16 protein-coding genes are annotated in these 21,020 nt (G+C 60.5%); 5 read left to right on the forward strand and 11 right to left on the reverse strand.

The window, feature by feature from the left end:
- The first annotated feature begins 37 nt into the window (after nucleotides 1-37).
- Nucleotides 38-1,084 carry an AraC family transcriptional regulator gene (locus KFO72_RS03695; protein WP_082845631.1) on the forward strand — a complete coding sequence of 349 codons (1,047 nt, stop codon included), beginning with the start codon at nucleotides 38-40 and terminating at the stop codon, nucleotides 1,082-1,084.
- Between the two features lie 124 nt (nucleotides 1,085-1,208).
- On the opposite strand, the gene KFO72_RS03700 is transcribed toward KFO72_RS03695, so the two are convergent.
- The 5 genes from KFO72_RS03700 to KFO72_RS03720 all read right to left on the reverse strand — a co-directional run bounded on the left by KFO72_RS03700 (nucleotide 1,209) and on the right by KFO72_RS03720 (nucleotide 7,712).
- Complete coding sequence (locus KFO72_RS03700) at nucleotides 1,209-2,339, reverse strand: sensor histidine kinase (RefSeq protein WP_225031418.1); 1,131 nt, start codon at nucleotides 2,337-2,339, stop codon at nucleotides 1,209-1,211.
- A gap of 441 nt (nucleotides 2,340-2,780) precedes the next feature.
- Nucleotides 2,781-5,228, reverse strand: a complete 2,448-nt coding sequence (locus KFO72_RS03705; RefSeq protein ID WP_225031419.1) for a PAS domain S-box protein — start codon at nucleotides 5,226-5,228, stop codon at nucleotides 2,781-2,783.
- A gap of 341 nt (nucleotides 5,229-5,569) precedes the next feature.
- Nucleotides 5,570-6,169, reverse strand: a complete 600-nt coding sequence (locus KFO72_RS03710) for an NADPH-dependent F420 reductase (RefSeq protein ID WP_318248423.1) — start codon at nucleotides 6,167-6,169, stop codon at nucleotides 5,570-5,572.
- A gap of 27 nt (nucleotides 6,170-6,196) precedes the next feature.
- Nucleotides 6,197-6,964: an SDR family NAD(P)-dependent oxidoreductase gene (locus tag KFO72_RS03715; RefSeq protein ID WP_225031446.1), complete on the reverse strand. Its 768-nt coding sequence runs from the start codon at nucleotides 6,962-6,964 to the stop codon at nucleotides 6,197-6,199.
- A gap of 13 nt (nucleotides 6,965-6,977) precedes the next feature.
- Nucleotides 6,978-7,712: an SDR family NAD(P)-dependent oxidoreductase gene (locus tag KFO72_RS03720; protein ID WP_225031420.1), complete on the reverse strand. Its 735-nt coding sequence runs from the start codon at nucleotides 7,710-7,712 to the stop codon at nucleotides 6,978-6,980.
- A 108-nt stretch (nucleotides 7,713-7,820) separates the two neighbouring features.
- Between KFO72_RS03720 and KFO72_RS03725 the strand changes: the two genes are divergently transcribed.
- The 3 genes from KFO72_RS03725 to KFO72_RS03735 all read left to right on the forward strand — a co-directional run bounded on the left by KFO72_RS03725 (nucleotide 7,821) and on the right by KFO72_RS03735 (nucleotide 12,373).
- Nucleotides 7,821-8,834 (forward strand): LysR family transcriptional regulator, encoded by a 1,014-nt coding sequence (locus tag KFO72_RS03725; protein WP_062918749.1) that lies wholly within the window; start codon nucleotides 7,821-7,823, stop codon nucleotides 8,832-8,834.
- 424 nt (nucleotides 8,835-9,258) lie between these two features.
- Entirely contained in the window at nucleotides 9,259-10,785 is a 1,527-nt protein-coding gene (locus tag KFO72_RS03730; RefSeq protein ID WP_225031421.1) for a DUF1254 domain-containing protein, read from the forward strand.
- Between the two features lie 43 nt (nucleotides 10,786-10,828).
- A complete protein-coding gene (locus KFO72_RS03735; protein ID WP_225031422.1) occupies nucleotides 10,829-12,373 on the forward strand; it encodes a DUF1254 domain-containing protein in 1,545 nt (514 codons plus the stop codon).
- A gap of 113 nt (nucleotides 12,374-12,486) precedes the next feature.
- Here the strand turns inward: KFO72_RS03735 and KFO72_RS03740 are convergent, their stop codons facing one another.
- From KFO72_RS03740 to KFO72_RS03765, 6 genes are all read right to left on the reverse strand, one after another.
- Nucleotides 12,487-13,155 carry a peroxiredoxin-like family protein gene (locus KFO72_RS03740; protein WP_225031423.1) on the reverse strand — a complete coding sequence of 223 codons (669 nt, stop codon included), beginning with the start codon at nucleotides 13,153-13,155 and terminating at the stop codon, nucleotides 12,487-12,489.
- A 103-nt stretch (nucleotides 13,156-13,258) separates the two neighbouring features.
- Nucleotides 13,259-14,401 (reverse strand): alkene reductase, encoded by a 1,143-nt coding sequence (locus KFO72_RS03745; RefSeq protein ID WP_224101358.1) that lies wholly within the window; start codon nucleotides 14,399-14,401, stop codon nucleotides 13,259-13,261.
- Nucleotides 14,402-14,563: 162 nt separating this feature from the next.
- Nucleotides 14,564-15,760, reverse strand: coding sequence for an MFS transporter (locus tag KFO72_RS03750; protein WP_054931382.1), 1,197 nt, complete (start codon nucleotides 15,758-15,760; stop codon nucleotides 14,564-14,566).
- 64 nt (nucleotides 15,761-15,824) lie between these two features.
- Entirely contained in the window at nucleotides 15,825-17,045 is a 1,221-nt protein-coding gene (locus KFO72_RS03755) for an MFS transporter (protein WP_225031424.1), read from the reverse strand.
- A 407-nt stretch (nucleotides 17,046-17,452) separates the two neighbouring features.
- Entirely contained in the window at nucleotides 17,453-18,442 is a 990-nt protein-coding gene (locus KFO72_RS03760; protein WP_225031447.1) for a zinc-dependent alcohol dehydrogenase family protein, read from the reverse strand.
- Between the two features lie 37 nt (nucleotides 18,443-18,479).
- The gene (locus KFO72_RS03765) at nucleotides 18,480-19,583 is read right to left on the reverse strand and encodes an alkene reductase (protein ID WP_225031425.1); all 1,104 of its coding nucleotides are present in this window, start codon (nucleotides 19,581-19,583) and stop codon (nucleotides 18,480-18,482) included.
- A gap of 410 nt (nucleotides 19,584-19,993) precedes the next feature.
- Here KFO72_RS03765 and KFO72_RS03770 point away from each other — a divergent pair, with 410 nt between their 5' ends.
- A complete protein-coding gene (locus KFO72_RS03770; protein ID WP_054931326.1) occupies nucleotides 19,994-20,908 on the forward strand; it encodes a LysR family transcriptional regulator in 915 nt (304 codons plus the stop codon).
- Nucleotides 20,909-21,020 lie beyond the last annotated feature (112 nt).

Below are 21,020 nucleotides of genomic sequence, written 5' to 3' on the forward strand. Positions count from 1 at the left end.
ACAGGCAGCACGATAAGCCACGCTCGCCGTGCTGAGAATGCTTGAAAGTACGTTTTGCTTGTGCAAGAGTACGAAGATGACGACCGATCCGTTCTCCGACATCCTCAAACTGACGCAGGCTCGGAGCCTCGTCACCGGCGGGTTTACGGCTGGTGGGCCATGGGCAGTGCGCTTCCCCGCTCCCGACAAGATCAAGTTTTTTGCAGTTGTGAAAGGGAAGTGCTGGGTACGGCTCGAGGGCGAACCCGAGCCGGTGCGTTTCGAGACGGGCGATGTCGGGTTGCTCTCTGCTCCCCGCTGGTCGATCCTTTCGAGCGATCTGGAGACCGAACCGATTGAAGCGATGGATATCTTCTCTCGCGCCGGACGCTCGACCACGCAGCTAGCAAATGGGAACGAGTTCGCGCACGTCGGAGGACACGTATTGCTTGACCCCGTCAGCGGCCCGCTGCTGCTGGACGTCTTGCCTCCGTGGATCCATATCAAGGCCGCGTCGCCGCAAGCGGCGGTCTTCAGTTGGCTCCTCGACAGACTGGTGGAGGAGCGAGCGGCAGGGCAGCCCGGCTCGCAACTCGCGTCGGCGCAACTGTCGCAGCTGCTGTTCATCGAGATCCTGCGCGCACACGTGGCGAGCTCGGGGCCGCTGAACGCTGGATGGCTGCGCGCGTTGAGCGACGCACGCATCGCTCCTGCGCTCCGTTTGATGCATGAGAGTCCCGCACGGTCGTGGCATCTCGAAGATCTGGCCCAGGCCTGCGCTATGTCGCGAACAACATTTGCGTCTCACTTCAAAGCCGTCGCGGGCGTTGCACCACTGACTTATCTGACCAATTGGCGCATGCGATTGGCGGAACGCGCACTGGGAGACGACGCCACGCCGGTTTCGGTCGTCGCTCAGACACTGGGGTATGCGTCCGAGAGCGCGTTCAGCCACGCTTTCAAGCGCATCACGGGGAGATCGCCAAAGGCCTATCGGACTGCATTGCGTTTGGCAGGCCGGCCCACCATTGGGCGCGACCTACCGTCCACGAGCGGTGGCGCTATTGATCTCACGCCTGCAGTCGAGACGCTTCAGCAAGATTGATGCGGCCAGATTCGCGTATTGCAGAGTGCGGATTCAGCCAGCGTTAAATGGGTAATCCGCGAGGAAGCGGCCGCTCACCGGCCAATAGCCATCAGACTTCCGTTTGCCGGCGTCGTAGTCCGGGTCAGCGGTTCGGCACGGCGAACCGCGGGATGTCCACCGTGAAAACCGTTGCGCGCTCATCGGATGCAACCGTAATCGTTCCCCGGTGGGCGTGCGCAATGCACCGGCAGATATACAGGCCAAGCCCCATGCCGGGCGAAGCGCGCTTGCGTTCCCGCGAAGGCGCTGCGCGCGTCAACGGATCGAAGAGGGTGGGCAGTGCGTCGGGCGGTATCGGTTGCCCTCCACTTGAGACAGCGATCTTTATGCGCTCGCCATCGCCCTCCACTTCGACGCGGACAGGCCCAGAGCCATGCTGAACGGCGTTTGCGACCAGGTTGACGACGAGCTGGTTCATGCGTGCGCCGTCGCACGTGCCGATGAGCTCACCTCGGGCTTCCACCCTGATGTGCGAGTCGGGATGCGTGGCGCACACCTCGTCGACCGCGCCGTGGCAGATGCGCTCAAGATCGTGCTGGGCGGGATCAACGGGAAGCGTGTCCCCGAGGCGTGTACGCGTGAAGACGAAAAGATCGTCAACCATCATTTTCACGCGCTCCGCGCTGTGTCGCAGGTTCGCAGCCGCCCGAACGCTGGTCGGCGACAGGTTCTCGTCCTTCAGAATCACGTAGGTCGAGTTGACGATCGCGCCCACCGGCGAGCGCAGATCGTGTGCAAGGACACCCGCGAACAGATCCCTGATACGCTCTGTCGTCTTCGCGAACTGCTGAACCGACTCAGCAACCATCTGATCCACTGCCTCATTGAAACGGATCATCTCCTCAAATGCCGCTGCGTCGAACTGGCAGGTCTGTTGCCATCTGCGCAGGACACTTGCCCGCAACGCACGATATTCCGCCACCAGGGCATTGATCTCGAAGCCGTGCGCGCGCCGGTCGTCGGCGTGTACGCGACCAATCTGGTTGAAGTGCGAATCCGCGCTTGGGCGATGGCCGTAGGATTTGGTCTGTTGCTGCGCTGCAGTCTGCGGTTCCCGCATGTCGGCTGCAATCCCGGTCAGGAGCGCGCGCGCTGAGTTTCGCAGTTGCTCGTCGTTGAGCTGACCGTCCGCGGGGGTCAGTTGGCGCGCAAATGCCGTCCAGTCTTCGACGAACTGGGCCAGGTTGCTTTCGATGAAGTCCGACAGAGTCATATGTTCCCTCGCCCATCCACGCCCTGGCTTCTTGTGCGCAATAAACAGGCCGCCCCTCGTGTCCGCCCCCTTCCCGCGTCCGGAACGGACGATGCTTTGCACGTTGCCGGGCAACGTGAAAAGTATATATCCGCTCATGCCGCTGTCCTCGCCGATTACTCGGTGAACTCAGCGCACGCCCGGTCCCAGAAGGTTCACTCCGCGCCAGCTACTGGTCGTAGATGATCGCAGGGACGAGGCGGAGGCGATCACTGTTTTCCGTGGTCTGTCCGGGTACGACGCAGAACTCGTCCCGGGCAGGAGCGCACAATCCGCGCACTATCTGCGCACTATTCGAAAAGGCGCGTTAGCCCAGAGCCGCATGCGCACGCAGACTCTCTTCATAGCAGGCGGGCGCACTGATTTCGCTGGGAAACCCGGGGCAACGCGGGTCCGAAGGCACTATGATCCAGCGCCCGGTTTATCGCCTGGGTGGCGGATTCTGTCGGCGCCGCCCCCGCCGGCTTTCCGCTTTTCCTGCCGGTAACCGGCTGACTGCAGGGCATCCTGCAACTGCGCGAACGTGTACGGCTTGCGAAGCGCCGACCAGTCGAATGTCATCGTCTGCTGGTCCGGCAGCCTCTTTCCAGAAGCAAAGATAACCTTGAGGCCGGGATGCATGGCCGCTGCGCGGCGCGCCAGTTCCAGCCCGGACATGTCGGGCATGACCACGTCTGTGAGAAGAACGTCGACGTCCATTGCTTCTAGCACTTCGAGAGCTGCCGCTGCGTTTTCGGCACGCCGTGCGTCGATTCCCAGCAGCTGGAGGAGTTCACAGAGCGCGTCGAGCGACGCGCGGTCATCGTCGACCGCGAGGACGCGCAATTCTTCGGGGCGCGAGACGGGACCATTCGGGCCATCGACGGACCCGGCCATCGGCTGTTCGATCGCCTTGCTATCGCCATCACTGTCGCCGAGCACCTGCCGCACCTTCATCGCGAGCTGCTGACGGCTGTACGGTTTGCTGAGCAGTTCCACGCCCGGGTCCAGCCGGCCGCCGTGCACGATAGCGTTCTGTGTGTACCCTGAAGTGAAAAGCACTTTCAGTCCCGGTAGCATCCGGGCGGCTTGCCGTGCCATGTCGGGGCTACGCAACGGCCCCGGCATCACGACATCCGTGAATAGCAGATCGATGTGCACGCCGCTCGCGACGACGGCCAGTGCCTGTTGCGCGTCATTGGCCTTCAACACGGCGTAGCCTAGACCGGTCAGAAGCTCGACGACCGTCGACTGGACCTGCGGATCATCCTCAACCACGAGAATGGTCTCTTCGCCATGCTCTACGCTGCGACTCGTACGAGGCGGGAATTCGACTGCCGTACCGGTCGAGCGGGGTAAATAAATCCTGACGGTTGTTCCTTCGCCAATCTCGCTGTAGAGCTTGATGTGCCCGCCACTCTGTCTGACGAACCCATACGCCATGCTCAGCCCGAGGCCTGTACCCTGGCCTTCCGGTTTCGTGCTGAAGAAGGGATCGAAAGCGCGTTCCATCACTTCCCGGGTCATGCCGGTTCCCGTGTCCGTGACAGCCAGCATGACGTACTGTCCGGGGCTGACGTCAGGAACCGTCGATACATACTCGTCGTCCAGCGTCGCGTTGGCGAGTTCGAGCGTGAGCTTCCCGCCATCCGGCATTGCGTCGCGCGCGTTGATGGCCAGATTCAGAATCACGTTTTCCAGCTGATGGGGATCGGCAAGGATGTTCCAGAGACCGCCCGCGACAACAGACTCGATCTCAATCGTCTCGCCCAGCGCCCTGCGCAACAGGTCGTCCAGCGCGCGAAGCTGGTGTGCGGGATTCATGACGACGGGCGCCAGCGGCTGCTGACGTCCGAAGGCGAGCAGCTGCGAGGCCAGTTTCGCGCCGCGATCCACGGCGTCAATCGCCTTGCCCAGGCGCTCGGCGCTCCAGCTGTCGCGACCGTACCTGCTTTCGAGTACTTCCAGGTTTCCCCGTAGCACCTGCAGTACATTGTTGAAATCGTGCGCGACCCCGCCCGTCAGTTTCCCCAGCGCCTCCATTTTTTGCGCCTGGAACAAAGCACGCTGCGTTTGCTCGAGCAGTTCCGATGCACGCCGACGCTCGGTAATGTCCCGCGTGACCTTCGCAAATCCGACGAGTTCACCATTCTCGCGTATCGCGTCAATGACGACATGCGCCCAGAAGCGGCTGCCGTCCTTCCGCACGCGCCAGCCTTCTGCCTCGCAACGGCCCTCGCGTCTTGCCGTCTCCAGGCCGCGAAATGGCACCCCGGCCGCCACGTCCTCGGGCGTGTAAAACCTCGAAAAATGCGAGCCGACGATCTCGCTTTCGCTGTATCCCTTGATTCGCCGGGCGCCGGAGTTCCAGCTTGTGACCCGCCCGTCGGGCGACAGCCTGAAGATGGCATAGTCGGTGACGCCCTGAACCAGCAGGCGAAAGCTCCGCTCGCTTTCGAGCACGGCATCGTGAGCCGCCTTTTTGTCGCTGACATCCTGAACGACCTTTCCAAAGCCCAGAAGCTGGCCGGTGCTGTCACGAAGTGCTGTCATGACGACATTGGCCCAGAACCTCGAGCCGTCCTTTCGTACACGCCATCCTTCAGTAACATAGCGCCCCGAACTGGCCGCAGCTTTGAGCGCGGCCTCGGGCACGCCCGAGGCACGCTCGGTCTCCGTGTAAAACACGGAGAATGGCTGCCCTATAACTTCATCAGCCGTGTAACCCTGGATACGTTCGCCTCCCGGGTTCCAGGTCATCACGATGCCGTCAGGCGAGAGGGCGAAAATGGAATAGTCGTCAGTCGACTCGGCCCATAGCCGAAGCCAGACAGCGCTAAAGCCAGTGGCGGGTGCTGTGTCGTCGTTCATGTGCGACCGGTGTGCGGATGCCTGCCGGACCAGGTGCCGGGGATAAAAACCGTCACCGTCGCAATTTTTATGCCGGGCAGATGTAACCCGAAGAACGCGAATCTTCATCCACGCCGGTTGCTGTACCGCCCTACTTGTCGAACGCCGCGCCGGTCAACTCTTCGGAAGCTTTGGAGGTCGGGAGTCGGCTCAGCGACGCGCAATCATCGGCGCCCTGCGGATTTCCGTGATCGGCCATGAGGAGGCATTCCGGCGCGTTGCCGTTCGGACGTTCGGATGTCGGTCGTTTTGGGTAATCAGCCATTCCATTCAGCGAAAATATCCGGAAACGGCTCGGTTGTTCATCGGTCGAACGCGATCAAGTCCTTGAAGATCAGGTGACCCCAGCTTTTCCCGCGCGCATGCACAAGCAGTCCGCCCTCAGAAAGCCCGCCGAGCTGGATAGGCGCGAATCCGAGCTGTTCCGCAAGCGTACCCATCTCCGCTGCAGCGCCGTCATCGTCGCTCGCGAGGAACACGGCCCTTCTGCCACCGTGTACGGCCGGGTTCTGGCCGAGGACGGCAGCGACCAGATGGTTGAAGCCTTTCACCACCCTCGCTCCGGCAAACACCCTCGCGACGTAAGCGGAGGACGGGACACCGCCCAACTCCTCGAGCGGGGCCTGCGTGTTCATCGCGTCGACGACGGTCTTCCCCTTCCAGTCGGGCAGTGCTTTTGCGACCTCCGGGTGCGACTCAAAACGGACTGCCAAGAAGATGATGTCCGCCTTGACGGCTTCCGCGAGGGTGTTGGGAACAATCGTGGGTCCGATCGCGGCCGCGTCGGCTGCAAAGTTTTCCGGGGCGCGCGTGGTTGCAACGACCACTTCGATGCCGTTGCGGGCGAACGCCTTGGCAAGTGCGTGGCCGATCTTGCCGAAGCCAATGATCGCGTATTTCATCAGGTTCTCCTTCGTTTCCGGGTGCAGTCAGAGCTTGTAACCGCCGCTGGCTTCAATCGTTTGGCCGGTCACCCAATGGCCGTCATCGGAGGCCAGGAACGCCACGACGGCGGCGATTTCCGAAGGCTCGCCAAAGCGGCCGAGCGCGATCTGGGCCTCGGCTGCCTTGACGAGTTCGGGGTTCTGGCGAAAATCGGCGTTCGCATCCGTCCGCGTGAAGCCAGGCGCGACGGCGTTCGCGGTGATGCCACGCGGCCCCAGCTCGATAGCGAGCGTATGGGTCAGCGTGTTGATGGCCGCTTTCGCCATCGAGTAGACGGGCGCAGCCGTCACGGGCTTCGTGGCGGCAGCGGAAGAAATGTTGATGATGCGTCCACCATCGGCGAGACGATCGAGAGCGGCCTGAACGATGAAGAAGGGCGCGCGGGCGTAGACCGCCATCAGAGTGTCCCAACTCTCCGGCGTTGCGTCCTTGAAGCCAAGCCAGCCGGAATTGCCAGCGTTGTTGACCAGAATGTCGAGGGCTTTACGTCCGTTGCGCCTGGTGAACTCGTCGTCGAGTCTCTCGAACAAAGTCGGGATGGCCGCCGGATCAACGAGATCCGCATGGACCGCGAACGCGGAGCCTCCCGCGCTCTCGATAGCCGCGATCGCCTCGTCCGCGCCGGATTTGCTGGCGTTGTAGGTTAGCGCGACTGTCGCACCATCCTTTGCAAGACGTTCAGCGATGGCGCGGCCAATGCCGCGTGATGCGCCGGTAACGAGCGCTGTTTTGCCCTTTAGTGTTCGTGTCATTTGATTGTTCTCCTCAAAGTTGTGCCAAGCCACCGTCGACGGCGACTTCGCTGGCGGTCATGAAGCTGCTGTCCGACGACGCAAGGAAGGCGGCCACCGCCCCGATCTCCGCGGGATCGGCCATACGTTGGAGCGGCGTCATCGCGCCGTAGGCCTTCTGGCCCTCTTCGCCGAGCGCCTCCTTCGCAAGTTCGGTCGCCGTCGCGCCGGGCGACAGCACATTCACCCGGATGCCCGTACTCTTCAGTTCCTCGGCCCAGGTCCGGGCGAGGTTGCGCACCGCCGCCTTGCTCGCGCTGTAGGCCGTGAATCCTGGGGCTCCCGTGGTGCCTGCGCTCGATCCCATCAGGATGATCGAACTGCCCGAGCCCATCAGCGGCAGCGCCTTCTGGACCGTCAGGATCGTCCCCTTCACATTGGTCTCGAAGATGTCGTCAATGTGCTGGCCGGTGATCTGGCCGAGTGGAAGCGGGCTTCCCGTCCCGGCATTGGCAAAGACGATCTCGAGGGTTCCGCGCTCGGCCTTCACCGCCGTGTATAGCCGGTCCAGGTCGGCCAGATTGGAGACGGAGCCCTTCACCGCGCGGGCATTGGGCCCGAGATCGGTCAAAGCGGCGTCGAGCGCGTCCTGCCGGCGGCCGAAGATGAAGACGAAGGCGCCCTCCTCGATGAAGCGCTTTGCTGCGGCGCGGCCGATGCCCGAAGCGCCACCCGTTATCACCGCGGTCTTTCCATTCAGTCTGTTCATGTGTCATGCATCCTTCGAAACAAAAGCGACAAACCCGATTCTGGGACTCTTGCTTCATGAAGCCAATTGACCGAATATCTATAAATACCATCTACTTTTTAGATAAATATGTTGGACAACGTCACCATCAATCAACTGCGGGCGTTCGTCGCCGTGTGTGATGAGGGAAGCTTTTCCGGAGCCGCGCGTCAGCTAAGGCGTGCGCAGTCGGCGATCAGCCATGCGATCGGCGCACTCGAGAGCGCCTTTGATGTGGTGCTGTTCGAGCGCAACACTCGCAAAGCGACGCTGACGGCTGCGGGCCGCAGCCTGCTGCCTGATGCGCGTGGGGTAATCTCACGCACGGAGGAGATGAAGATGCGTGCGGTTGCGATTGCTGAAGCCGGCGTGCCTCAGATCTCGGTTGCCGTGGATACCTATTTCCCACGTGCGCACCTGATCAAATGTCTGCGCACCTTGCAGGCGGACTTTCCAACGGTTGCAATCAATCTGCGCATGACGACCATGCAGGGCGGCGAGCGTTTGGTTCTCGAAGGCACGTGCGCATTGGCGGTGACGATCACGGACGTGCCGGAGTTGAGCCCCGGCACCATAGAAAGGCAGCATCTATCTGAAGTGCAAATGGTGACCGTCTGTGCACCATCGCATCCGCTGGGTTCAATCGCGGGGCCGATCCCGCGGGAGGAATTCGGCCGGCACATCCAGCTTGTCGTAACGGACAATCAGCCCGATGCGGAAAAGACCCAACAGGGCGTCGCCAGTGGACGCCAGTGGTGGGTGAACGACCTCGGCGCGAAGCACGATCTGCTCAGGGGAGGCTTGTGCTGGGGCCACATGCCGCGCCATATGGTCGATGAAGACCTCGCGAAGGGAACGCTTGTCGAACTCCAACGGCGCGCATGGCACATGCGTCCTCTCACCTTCATGATCTCGCAGCGGCGCGGGTACTCTTTTTCCGAATGCGAGGCACAACTCGTTGAGCGTCTCGGCGATCACCAGAGCTGCCCGAAGGATGCTATCGGAAGCTCGGTCCCACACAAAACCAGAAAAGCCCGGAATCCCGCCAAGCCTGAGGAACGACCGGTACGGCCTGGCGCTCCTCGGCGGACATCCGCAAAGTAGACCTCATCCGATCGGCTACAACCGGTCGGTCGAGGCCGCATCCAATTCGGATATCTAATGTTTCGTCCGCCCACGCTAAATGGCCGGTCTTCGGCGAGCAAATCGCTGGTGACATTGCCTCGACGCGGCCAGGAAGCGACGCTCGCCTGCCCCGCAGGCTTGTCTTTCGAACGGCTGCTTTTGTCCAAGGATCAGTGCGGCAGGCGTGCGCCTCCTCGCATTTTCTCCGAAATAGTAAGTGTGATTGTTGACTGAATCGTAGACGTAGGCCTTTCTCTGTCCCATATGCCGAAATGCCGCGACACTTGATTTGCGGTCGCCGCGTAACCGTGCCTATCCTTGCAGTGCTGCGCCTGTCTGCTGAGTTACCGCGCAATCAGGCCATGTCGCGTTTCGACCATGAATAACACTCAGGGAAACTGTCATGCAGCTCACGCACGGGATGATCACCCGACTCGCGGTCGCGGCAATAGCAATGGTCGTATCGATTGCATCGCAGGCTCAGACTTCGCGTTACGACGCGCTCGTCAATGCCCAGTTTGACAAGGATTTTCCAACCGCCGATACCGCTCGCAGTCTGCGCGATGAACTGATCTTCCAGCGCGCGACGCAGGCGTACCTGTGGGCACTGCCTGCCATTAATATCTGGGCGATGAAGGAAGGCTCTGAAAAGGTCTTCGGTGACGGATACAACGTGCTGCCCGTCTGGAAAGAGCGGATAACGGCATCCACACTTGTCACGACGCCCAATTCCGACGTTGTCTACGCGATGGGCTATCTCGATCTGCACAAGGACGGTCCGCTCGTCGTCGAGGCGCCGCAAGGCGTGCAAGGCATGTTTGATGACTTTTTCCAGCGTCCGCTGATCGGCCCCACCATCGATGGCCGTACCTGGATAGGCGACGTCGGTCTTGCCGGTCCCGACAAAGGCAAGGGCGGCACGTACGTTCTCCTGCCACCCGACTACAAGGGCGAGCCGCCGAAAGACAGCATGCCCAAGGGTGCCTTCGTTTATCGCTCGCGCACCTATAACGTGTTCCTTTTCTGGCGCACGTTCTTCACCAACCCAAAGGATCTGACGAGGCCGAACGCCCAGATCGCCGCGACGCGGATTTATCCGCTAGGCAAGAAGGCGAGCGCGAAGCCGATGCGGTTTCCGGACGCGAACCAGCGACCTGCCGACCTGCTTTTCCCACGCGATATCCGCTACTTCGAAATGATGTCGCGCTTCATCGATAGCGAATACGTCGATCCGTCCGATCTCGATATGCGCGGCTTCCTGCATACGATCGGCATCGAGAAAGGCAAGCCGTTTGCGCCGACGCCCGAGATGCACGCGCTACTGGACAGCGCCGCGCAGGCCGGATTCAAGATGAGCAAGGTTGTGATCACCGAGATGCTGCCGCAGGAGCCGGGTGGCAAGTACTATCCTGATCGCCAGTGGGTCAACGTATTTGCGGGCGAGGACACGGCGTTCCAGTCGAGCCACACCTTTACCAACCTCGAACAACGCTCCGGGTACTTTACAAGCGCCTATTCGGCGAGCCCGGGCATGGTGAAGAATCTCATCGACGCAGGCGCAAAGTACCCCGTGACGTTCCGCGACAAAGACGGCAATTTTCTGGATGGAGGACAGTCGTACACGCTGCATCTGCCGCCTGACATCCCCGCGAAAAACTTCTGGTCGGCTACGGTATATGACGCGACCACAGCATCTGGCCTGGATAGCGGACAGCCGCACCCGTCGCTGAACAAGATGGATCAGCCGGTGCAGAACGCCGATGGCTCCCTCGATCTTTACTTCGGCCCCACCGCACCCGCTGGCAAAGAGAAGAACTGGCTTCGAACGGTCCCCAGCAAAGGCTACTTCGTGATCTTCAGACTCTACTCACCGGAGAAGGCCTTTTTCGATCAGACCTGGAAACCTGGAGACCTCGAAAAGAAAAGTTGATACGCCTGAATCTATAACTAAGAACCCGCGCAACGAGGCAAACATGGCTGATCAAGATGATGTGAATTCCACGCGAAGGCTCGTCACTACGATGAGCGCAGCATTGCCGCTCGCTTACGCAGCGTTAGCGGCTGTGCCGCGATCTGCCGACGCCGCTGCCGCGAAAGACAACGGGTCGAAGCGCGCGAATCCTGCAACCAGCACATCGGTGAAAGAGACGCTCCCACCAGCTGGAATCCTGATGCATCCGGAATACGCGCAGGTCATCGCGCGTATGGCATATGTTTGGGGCTGGCCGATGGTCAACATGTTGAATCGCAACGCGCGTATCACCAAGGCGCCGTATCCGGGCCTGCTGGCCGGCGTGCTGCCAGCGGCTCCGCGCGGGCAGGTTGGCATGCTTCACGACTACATCGATCCAGCTGAGACCTTCGTGACATGCCCTAACCAGGACGTGGTGTATGGTCTGGGTTTTTTCTCGCTCGACGAAGAGCCCGTCGTCGCCCAGGTGCCCGACTTTGGCGACCGGTTCTGGGTCTATGCACTGTACGACGCGCGAACCAATCAGTTTGGTCATCTCGGCAAGCCTTACAAAACGCGGCGCGGATTCTATCTGCTCGCCGGGCCGAACTGGAAGGGTATCAAGCCTGTGGGCATCACCGACGTGATCCGCTGTCCCACTGCGCTCGCCAATGCAATTCCGCGCGTCTTCCAGAACGACACACCACAGGATAAGAAGGCCATCCAGACGGTACTGAATCAGATCGTCTTTTATCCGCTCAAACAGTTTAATGGCCGCATGAAGACGATCGACTGGATGAACGCGCCCATCATCCAGCCGCCAACGGAAGACAAAGGCAGTGACGAGGGCGGCGGTGAAACGAAGTGGGTGATCCCCGAGAAGTTCTTTGATCAGTTTCCTCAGGTGCTCGATACGGTTGCGCCACTGCCGGGCGAGGAAGCGCTCTATGCGCAGTTCAGATCGTTGATGGAAGTGGCAAACCGCGATCCTGAAATCAAAAAGATACTGGTCTCGACGGCCGTCGACACGGAGCAGCAAGCTATCGCTCCGTTCTTCGAATGGCGGCGCAACGGAGTGCCAGCCGGCAACAACTGGAATCGCTCGACCAACAACGCACAGACGGGGTTCGATTATTTCGACCGCACGGGGACGGCCAAATCGAACATGTTCGATAACAGGCCGAATGAGACGCAGTATTTCTACACGGATTTCGACGCGTCTGGTCAGGCGCTCAACGGCGCGAACACCTATGAAATTACTTTCGCCAAAGGGGAAGAGCCGCCCGTCAACGGTTTCTGGTCGCTGACGCTCTACAACGACAAACATCTCTTCCATGCGAACGACCTGAAGCGCTATTCCCTTGGCACCAAGAACACGAGTCTCAAGCGTAACGCGGATGGTTCGATGACGCTCTACGCTGGAGCGAAATCGCCCGGATCAGATCGCGAGTCAAACTGGCTACCTGCGCCAGCTGGAGCATTCTCGCTATACATACGGGCCTACTGGGAAAAGCAGTCGATCCTCGACGGTTCCTGGAAGCCGCCTCAGATTCGAACGATGGCCTGACGATCGCAACGGATGGCCGTCCCGCTTCCATACCTGTCGATGCGCTGCTCATATTTGAGTTGGCTGATACATCGGCCCGTTTCCCGCTCAGACTCGCAAATACAGTAAAAAAATCACGAGGATTTCTTCAAGACCTTCAGTACCGCAAGACGCCCTCGATTGCGATCGCGCACTTCACGTCGTGCTCGAAGCGCATCCAGCGCCTTCAATAACGACTCGCCGTCAAATCCATTTCGATAGTCGAAATCGACATGTGCAAAAGCGACAATGCCGTCCTCGTCGAGAAGATATGTCGCGGGCACGGGAACAAGAAACAATCCTGACCGTCTTTTTTTAGGAGGTACGTACCCGAGATCGATGTACCGACCGCGTAGCTCCTCGGGCAGATCGAAGGTCAAGCCAAACGCGCGTGCGACGCGGAGATCCGTATCGACGAGTTCGGGAACGGGTAAATGGGCAGATTGATTCAGCGACGCATCCGGCGGAGCAAGCGCAACGGCCTTCGCTCCCGCTGACACAATACGGCCGTGTATCGCGGAGAATCGCGCGAGATTCTCTTCACCGAACGAGCACCACGAACCGCGCAGAAAGTTGAGCACAACGGGACCCGAGCGCAGAAGCTGCTCCAGCATGACCTTGTTGCCAAGCTTGTCGTGCAATGCAAACATCGGCGCCCGAGCACCCGCGCGCAACGCATTGGTTATGGTGGCCGACGCACGGGCCATCGCGATCTCGGCCGACGCATCCGTATCCATGTCCGATATCACCAGCCCTTTTCTCATGATCGATCTATCTCCTGGAAACCGACCGGACACATCACAACCGTGATGCGTGCGGCCGGCTTTTTTCTGTCGGACTCGATCCCGCCCGCGCAGGTGCACGCGGTTAAACTGCCTCTGCACTTTCCTCGTCTTGCACAGCGCCGTTCGCCGCTTGCTGGGCTTCGTATGTCGGAAAGTCCGAGTAGTTCTCCTCGCTTCCACCCCAGAACGCGGCACGCACATACGGCGTGAGCGGCAGATCGTGTGCAAGGCGATAGGGAAGGTCAGGATTCGACGAGAAGTGGCGTCCGAACGCGACCAGATCCGCCACGCCCGAATTGACGATCTCGATTGCGCTTTCGCGGTCAAACCCGCCTGCTGCGATGATGGGGCCTGAGAAGTGTGGGCGCAGATACGCAGCCGCAACGACAGGATGGCCGTGGTGCAACGTGTCGTCGCCTTTGATGCGCGGTTCGATCACGTGGAGGTAGGCAATTCCGTACGCATCCAGCACCTTTGCGACATGGCTGAACGTCGCTTCGGGGTTGCTATCCGACACACCGCCCCATTCGCCCGATGGCGAAATGCGCACGCCGACGCGATCCGCGCCGAACACGGAAATCAACGCTTCAAGTGCTTCGCGCAGAAACCGCACGCGGTTTTCGATCGGACCGCCATATTCATCCGTGCGCCGGTTCGTACCGTCCTGAATGAACTGATCGACAAGATAACCGTTGGCGCCGTGCAACTCGACGCCGTCAAAGCCCGCCTTCTTTGCACGCTCGGCAGCCTGACGAAAGTCTTCAACGATGCCTGCAATCTCGTCGGTCTCCAGCGCACGGTGCGGCGACACAGGAACGAAGCCGTCGGTGGTCAGCGCAACGCCCTCGAACGGTACGACTGAAGGCGCGACCGGGTCGCCGCCGTCGTTGACTTCGACGTGGCTCTGGCGGCCGCCGTGAATCAGCTGCAGGAACGCGCGACCGCCCTTCGCGTGCACTGCGTCGGCGATCGCCTTCCAGCCCGCGTCCTGACCATCGTGGAAGATGCTTGCTGCGCCAAGATACGAACGGGCCTGCCGGGAGACACTCGCCGCTTCGATGATGACGAGGCCGCCTTCCGATGCACGCTGACCGTAGAAGTCCGCCATCATCGGGCTCGGAATATCGTCCGGCTGGATGGTGCGCAGTCGGGTCATCGGAGCAAGTACGACGCGATGATTGAGGTCATATGCGCCGACCTTTCTGGAAGTGAAGAGCCTGGTCATGATGTTTCCTTTGAGAGTTGGGGTTGAGCACCTCAGGGAGCGGTGCGTCACGCGATGCGTTGGGATCCAATGTAGAGAATCCGAGGCGCCTGAAATAGGCCTCTATCAGGATGAGGTCTATTCCGTATCGGGATAAGTCAGCCCGCAGCGCCGAGCTCGTCATCAATGTCGCCTTTCGTTGTCTGCGGTGACGACACGCGCATCCCGACGATCGATTCGGCCGCTGTGCCAGGTCAGCATGAGTGCGCCGAGTACAACGACAGATGCGATCCAGGGTGTGCTCATGAGCCCCATGTGGCTGACGATGGCGCCGCCCGTCCACGCTCCACCCGCCACACCCAGATTGAACGCAGCGATATTCATCCCGGAGGCGATATGGACCGAGTGCGGTGCGAAACGCTCCGCCTGTCTCACGACATAGATCTGCAAGGCCGGCACGTTGCCAAAGGCGACGGCGCCCCAACCGAGCACGACGATCAGGACAAGCGTTTTACTGGTCGCCGTGACGTCGAGGAGCAGCAGCACGCCCGCCAGCAGGGCAAAGATCAGCTTGAGCGCGGTAACGGGTCCGAGCGAATCGGCCAGCCTTCCACCCGCCATGTTTCCAAAGGCCACCGACACGCCGTAGACCAGCAGAACCATGCCGACGACAGGTGGACTGAAACCGGAAATCTGCTCGAGAATCGGCGCGAGATAGGTGAACGCAATCAAGGACCCGCCGTAACCAACCGCCGTCATTGCAAACACCAGCAACAGGCGCGGCTTCAGAAATAACTCAGCTTGCCGGCGGATTGACGCGGGCGGCACATGCGCGATATCGCGCGGTACAAACAACAGCGTGCCCATCATGGCGACGAGGCCAAAGGCCGCGACCACAAGAAAGGTTGCCCGCCATCCAAAGTGTTGACCTATGAGCGTGCCAAGCGGAACCCCCGTCACGAAGGCGACGGTAAGACCGCTGAACATCGTCGCGATTGCGCTGCCCGCCTTCTCTTTAGGTACGACGCTCGTGGCGATGATCGAGCCGACGGAGAAAAAGACCCCGTGTGCAAAGCCGCTTAGCACGCGCGCGACGATAAGCGTTGCGTAGCCCGGTGACTGCCACGCGAGCAGATTCGCGAACGTGAATAACGCCATCAGCGAGATCAACAACGTTTTGCGCGGCACCCGGCCTGTCAACGCGGTGAGCACCGGCGCGCCGACTGCCACACCCAGTGCGTAGAAAGTGACCAGCAAGCCTGCCGACGGCAACGATACCGACAGATCAGCGGAGAGCGTCGGTATCAGCCCGACGATAACGAATTCGGTTGTTCCGATGGCGAATGCACCGATTGTCAGTGCAAGCAGGGCGAGAGGCATGATCGACTCCAGACGTGAAGGCATCCGCGACACCAACACGATGAGAAAAATGAACGTAAGGGATTCAGGCCGACGCACGATGGCCAGGCCGGAACGCATGCCCAGACGAGTGCCAGGCAACGACGAGCCCGATCATCACGAGCGCCAGTAACACCCACGCCATGGCGCCCACGCCGCTGGTGTCGAGCAGGATGCCGCCAATCAGACCGCCGCCTGCGATGGCGCCATTCCAGACGGTCACGATCATCGATTGCGCCGTGTCGGCGCCTTCGCCCGCCGCATCGGCCGATGCCGTCTGGAGAAGCGTCGCTGCGCCGCCAAAGGTCGAGCCCCACGCCGCGACTGCGAAGAACACCACCCACGGCAATGTTCCGTCCAGTGCGAGCGCGGCCGACGCAAGCGCGAACACCGCGAGACTTGCGAGCACGAGTGCGCGAAGCCATCGGTCGATCAGAGCGCCCGTGACCCAGATCCCTGCGATTGCAGCCAGGCCGAAAACCAGCAGCACGGCATCGACGCTCTCGGTCATATGAGCCCGCACGAGGAACGGCGCGATATAGGTGTAAAGGATGTTGTGGGCCAACATCCACGCGAGGATGACGAACAGCACGGGCCGAACGCCCGGTGTCCGGAACACGTCGACGACACTCCGCCCCGCTCCGTCACGTTGTCCGGCAAGCTTGGGCGCCTTCCACATGACCCAGAACACCAGCACGATCGTCAATGCCGACATCACACCAAATGCTGTACGCCAGCCGAGCAACTCTCCCAGCCATGTCCCGGCGGGCACGCCGAGCGCAAGGGCGATGGGCGTGCCGACGAGCGCAATGGCCATCGCGCGGCCCTGCAGATGCGCGGCAACCATGCGGCGCGCGTAGCCCGGTACGAGACCCCACGTCACGCCCGCTGCCACACCCGCCATGAATCGCGCCGCAAGCGTGAGCCAATACCACGACGACAATGCCGTGACCGTGTTGAACACGAAGAACAGTGCGATGGCGAATAACAATACGGTTCGTCTCGACCATGCGCGCGTCGCTGCCGTCACCGGTATCGCGGCCGCGACGGAGCCCAGCGCATAGAGGGTGACCATCTGACCGGCCCATGACTCCGGCACGTTGAGCCCACGACTGATTTCAGGCAGCAGTCCCGCTGGCAGTGTCTCGGTAAGAATGGCGATAAAGCCGGTCATCGCCAGTGCGAGCAGACCGGCAACAGGTAACGAGTCAGCGGGCGTAGTCCGCACACCCGCGTCAATCTCACAGACAGGAAGTTGGGTAGACATGATCGGAATCCTCGATAAATGCGCGAGCGCCAGACGAAATGTCGTGCACCCGGTTTCGAGTCGAATGTATCTGCGCGTACCCGCTCGAACTAGACGCAGGCGCGGATAGGCTTCATTCCAGATCGGAGGGAAGTGACACGACAGGATGTGCGGATGGCGCACGTGGCGCTAATGCAAACGCACCGGCAGGCGCATTGCTTTTGTCAGCGATACGGATCGGGTTGACGGGCTTACAAGGGGGGATGTGTACGACATCGCCGACAGGTCACCGCCTGGCGGGAACGAACGCTGCGCGCGCTCTGCGGGCAAGCGAAGCGATGCGAGGCTACCCAAAGGCATCTCTCCGCTTCGCCGCCGTCATGAAGTACGGCAAGCACCAATTCAGTGGCGCGTGGCAGTGAGGCGTATCAGACGCTCACCACGATCTTGCCGAACTGGCCATTCTGTTCGAGATAGCGATGTACCTCGACCATGTCGTCGAATTTGAACTCGCGATCGATGACCGGTTTGAGCTTGCCCTGCTCGATTCCTTTGAGGATAAACTCGACGGCAGCTTTTTGCCGCGCTGGGTTGCCGGTGGTTACCCACAGGTTGTGCGCCCGGATGGTTTGCAGTTTGGCAATCATCGGCAGAACGGGTATCTCCGTCGGACCTTGCGCAAGCGCGCCATAAATAAACGCAATGCCCTGGAACGCAAGCACCGAGATCAGTTTAGCGAAGTTCGGGCCACCTACTGGATCGAAGACGACGCGAGCACCGTTACCATCGGTGATGCGCATGATTTCCGCAACAAAGTCCGTTTCGTTCGTGACGATAACGTGAGCTGCGCCGGCATCCAGCAAAGCCTGACGTTTTTCAGCCGTACGCGTCAATGCGATGGGCGTCGCGCCCGCATAGTTGGCGATCTGGATCGCGGCCAGACCCACGCTGCTCGAAGCAGCAGGCACCACGACGAAATCGCCCGTCGTCACCCTGGCGTCTTCGATCAGCGCGCTATATGCCGTGATGAACATCATCCAGACGGACGCGGCTTCCGTGTATGACAGCGACTTCGGATGTGCGACAACGGCGTGCTCGGGAACAATGACGACTTCCCCGTATGTTCCGTACTGGTTAAACGAAAACGATGGAATGACGTTGACCTCGTCACCAGGTGCGATGCCCTCGACGCCCGGTCCGACAGCATCGACGATACCGGCCGCTTCGTACCCTAGTCCTGCTGGAAACGTAACGGGTTCGATGTAGTCATCACGCCGCCACATCGCCTCCGCGCGGTTGATGCCGATGGCCTTCACCTTGATGCGAACTTCGTTGGCGAGTGGTTCGCGTACGGGGACATCGACGAATTCAAGAACGTCGGGACCACCTGCGGAGGAAAACTGAATAATGCGAGGCATGGCTATCTCTTGAGTAAAGAAAAAAGTGGTGTGCGGGCTATTCTTTCGGAGTGGCGTCGTAGGCCGGGAAGTCCGAGTAGTGCCGTTCGGTGCCACCCCAGAAGGCTGCCCGCACATACGGAGTCAGCGGAAGCTTGTGTTTGAGCCGATAAGGCAGATCGGGGTTCGAACTGAAGTACCGACCAAACGCAACGAGGTCGGCATCGCCCGAAGCAACGACAGCCTCAGCGCTGTCGCCGTCGAAGCCGCCTGCAGCAATGATCGGACCTGAGAAATATCGGCGCAGGTACTTCACCGCAACGGGAGGGTGACCTTCATGCAGCGTATCGTCGCCTTTGATGCGTGGTTCAATCACGTGCATATAGGCGATCCTGTAAGAGTCCAGCACCTGTGCGACGTGACTGAACGTCGCTTCGGGATCGCTGTCGGAAATGCCACCCCATTCGCCCGAGGGCGAAATGCGTACGCCAACACGATCCGCACCGAAGACCGAGATCAGCGCTTCGACTGCTTCGCGCAGAAAGCGCACACGGTTTTCGATCGGACCGCCATAGGCATCCGTGCGCGTGTTGGTCCCGTCCTGGATGAACTGATCAACCAGGTAACCGTTCGCGCCGTGAAGCTCAACACCATCGAATCCCGCGTCTTTGGCCCGCTGCGCAGCCACGCGAAATTCCTCGATGATGCCGGGTATCTCTTCCAGGCCGAGCGCGCGATGAGGCGACACGGGCACGAAGCCATCCTTCGTGAGCGCCACGCCCTCGAACGGAACAACGGAAGGCGCCACAGGATCGACGCCGCCCGTCATCTCGACATGACTCTGACGTCCGCCGTGAATCAATTGCATGAAGGCATATCCGCCCTTCGCGTGCACCGCGTCGGCGATCGCTTTCCAGCCTTCGATCTGGCCATCATGAAAGAAACTCGCCGCACCGAGATACGAGCGTGCCACCTTCGAAATGCTCACACCTTCAATCAGCACGAGACCACCTTCGGACGCGCGCTGCCCGTAAAAGTCGGCCATCATCGGGCTCGGGATTTCGTCCGGCAAAATGGTGCGCAGCCGCGTCATGGGCGCAAGCACGATTCGATGTGAAAGCACAAAAGCGCCGACTTGCTTTGGAGTGAACAAGTGAGCCATGGCGTTTCCCCAAGCGATGTGATGAAGGGTGAGATGTGAACGCTGCTTCGGTGTTTCGGACTGTAGTTATTTCTATGCGGATAGATAAGAGGCCGTATTTGCATAGGGCCTATTCCGTAGCGGGATAAATCGCAGGGGTGAATGTCAGTGTCAGGCGCCACGACCTCGAAAAGCTGGCGTCCCGAAGCGCCGCCTTTGACAGACCACCATGTCAGGTGACGATTTACGCACTATCCTTCGTTGTTTCCGTGCGCCTTGGCACGACCTGATACAAGCTGATATTTCCCGGCCGGACGCCGGCGGACAGGTGAGGTACGCTATCGGCACATCCGACAACACACCAGACAGTGTGTGGCTGAAGCCCACACAGGCCGTGCGCCGTTAGCCTTGCGTCGTTCAGGAGAATCCCGATGGACCGCCTTGCAGCATTCGAAATCTATATCCGCGTCGTCGACACAGGCTCGTTTTCAGCGGCGGCAAGACATTTCGACGTGGGTCAACCGGCTGTGTCGAAGGCCGTGGCGCAGCTGGAGGAGTGGCTCGGGGTCAAATTGCTGCTGCGTTCGACGCGCTCATTGACGCCGACCGAGGCAGGCCAGAATTTCTATGCGCGGGCAAAGCGCGCGGTTGAGGAATCGGGCGCTGCTGTGCTTGCTGCGCGAGGTACGGCTGCTGGTCTGACAGGCAAACTCCGCGTGTCGGCAGCGGTCTGCTTCGCGAGGCTTCACATCGTTCCAAAGTTGCCCAATTTTCTGAACCGGAATCCCGACCTGGACGTCGAACTCGTACTTGACGATCGAAACATCGATCTGGTTGAAGAAGGCGTCGATCTGGCGTTACGGATGGGCGATCTGGCCGACTCCAATATGACCGCTCGTCGGATTGGCGAGGCACGACGGCGAGTGCTCGCTACGCCTGCCTACTTTGAACGATGCGGTGTGCCATCGATGCCCGCAGACCTGCTGAAGCATCACGCGGTAGTCTATACGCGCGACATCAATAGTGGCGAGGACTGGACCTTCCGAAGGGATACTGTAGAACAGTCGATCAAACTCCAGAGTCGCGTCAAGATATCCGCAACGGAGGGACTCCGCGCCGCGGTTTTCTCTGATATAGGGCTTGCGGTTGCATCCGAGTGGGCGTTCGCCCCGGAACTGAAGTCCGGGGTCGTCGTTGCTGTCATGGATGACTGGAACCTGCCGAGCATCGCACTTTCCGCGCTTTATCCGACCGGGCGTATGGCCAGCAGTAAGGCCCGTCAGTTCGCCGCTTTCGTCGAAGAATGTCTCTCGTCCGAATTTGCGCCGACTCTCCTGTCTGCGTAATCAGTCAAGCACTGCCCGAATTCCTGCGTCGCCATCCGCGCGTTGGGATTGAACGGCATTTTGACCTCAGGCAGGTCGATCTCGTGCACGAGGGCTACGATCTCGCGATCGG

It is taken from the genome of Paraburkholderia sp. XV, from assembly GCF_020177535.1.
Lineage (GTDB): Bacteria > Pseudomonadota > Gammaproteobacteria > Burkholderiales > Burkholderiaceae > Paraburkholderia > Paraburkholderia caribensis.

What these genes read in the sequence shown, in the direction of transcription:
- KFO72_RS03695 (WP_082845631.1), top strand. Translation starts at nt 38, where the DNA reads ATGCTTGAAAGTACGTTTTGCTTGTGCAAGAGTACGAAGATGACGACC.
- KFO72_RS03700 (WP_225031418.1), bottom strand. Translation starts at nt 2,339, where the DNA reads ATGACTCTGTCGGACTTCATCGAAAGCAACCTGGCCCAGTTCGTCGAA.
- KFO72_RS03705 (WP_225031419.1), bottom strand. Translation starts at nt 5,228, where the DNA reads ATGAACGACGACACAGCACCCGCCACTGGCTTTAGCGCTGTCTGGCTT.
- KFO72_RS03710 (WP_318248423.1), bottom strand. Translation starts at nt 6,169, where the DNA reads ATGAAATACGCGATCATTGGCTTCGGCAAGATCGGCCACGCACTTGCC.
- KFO72_RS03715 (WP_225031446.1), bottom strand. Translation starts at nt 6,964, where the DNA reads ATGACACGAACACTAAAGGGCAAAACAGCGCTCGTTACCGGCGCATCA.
- KFO72_RS03720 (WP_225031420.1), bottom strand. Translation starts at nt 7,712, where the DNA reads ATGAACAGACTGAATGGAAAGACCGCGGTGATAACGGGTGGCGCTTCG.
- KFO72_RS03725 (WP_062918749.1), top strand. Translation starts at nt 7,821, where the DNA reads ATGTTGGACAACGTCACCATCAATCAACTGCGGGCGTTCGTCGCCGTG.
- KFO72_RS03730 (WP_225031421.1), top strand. Translation starts at nt 9,259, where the DNA reads ATGCAGCTCACGCACGGGATGATCACCCGACTCGCGGTCGCGGCAATA.
- KFO72_RS03735 (WP_225031422.1), top strand. Translation starts at nt 10,829, where the DNA reads ATGGCTGATCAAGATGATGTGAATTCCACGCGAAGGCTCGTCACTACG.
- KFO72_RS03740 (WP_225031423.1), bottom strand. Translation starts at nt 13,155, where the DNA reads ATGAGAAAAGGGCTGGTGATATCGGACATGGATACGGATGCGTCGGCC.
- KFO72_RS03745 (WP_224101358.1), bottom strand. Translation starts at nt 14,401, where the DNA reads ATGACCAGGCTCTTCACTTCCAGAAAGGTCGGCGCATATGACCTCAAT.
- KFO72_RS03750 (WP_054931382.1), bottom strand. Translation starts at nt 15,760, where the DNA reads ATGCCTCTCGCCCTGCTTGCACTGACAATCGGTGCATTCGCCATCGGA.
- KFO72_RS03755 (WP_225031424.1), bottom strand. Translation starts at nt 17,045, where the DNA reads ATGTCTACCCAACTTCCTGTCTGTGAGATTGACGCGGGTGTGCGGACT.
- KFO72_RS03760 (WP_225031447.1), bottom strand. Translation starts at nt 18,442, where the DNA reads ATGCCTCGCATTATTCAGTTTTCCTCCGCAGGTGGTCCCGACGTTCTT.
- KFO72_RS03765 (WP_225031425.1), bottom strand. Translation starts at nt 19,583, where the DNA reads ATGGCTCACTTGTTCACTCCAAAGCAAGTCGGCGCTTTTGTGCTTTCA.
- KFO72_RS03770 (WP_054931326.1), top strand. Translation starts at nt 19,994, where the DNA reads ATGGACCGCCTTGCAGCATTCGAAATCTATATCCGCGTCGTCGACACA.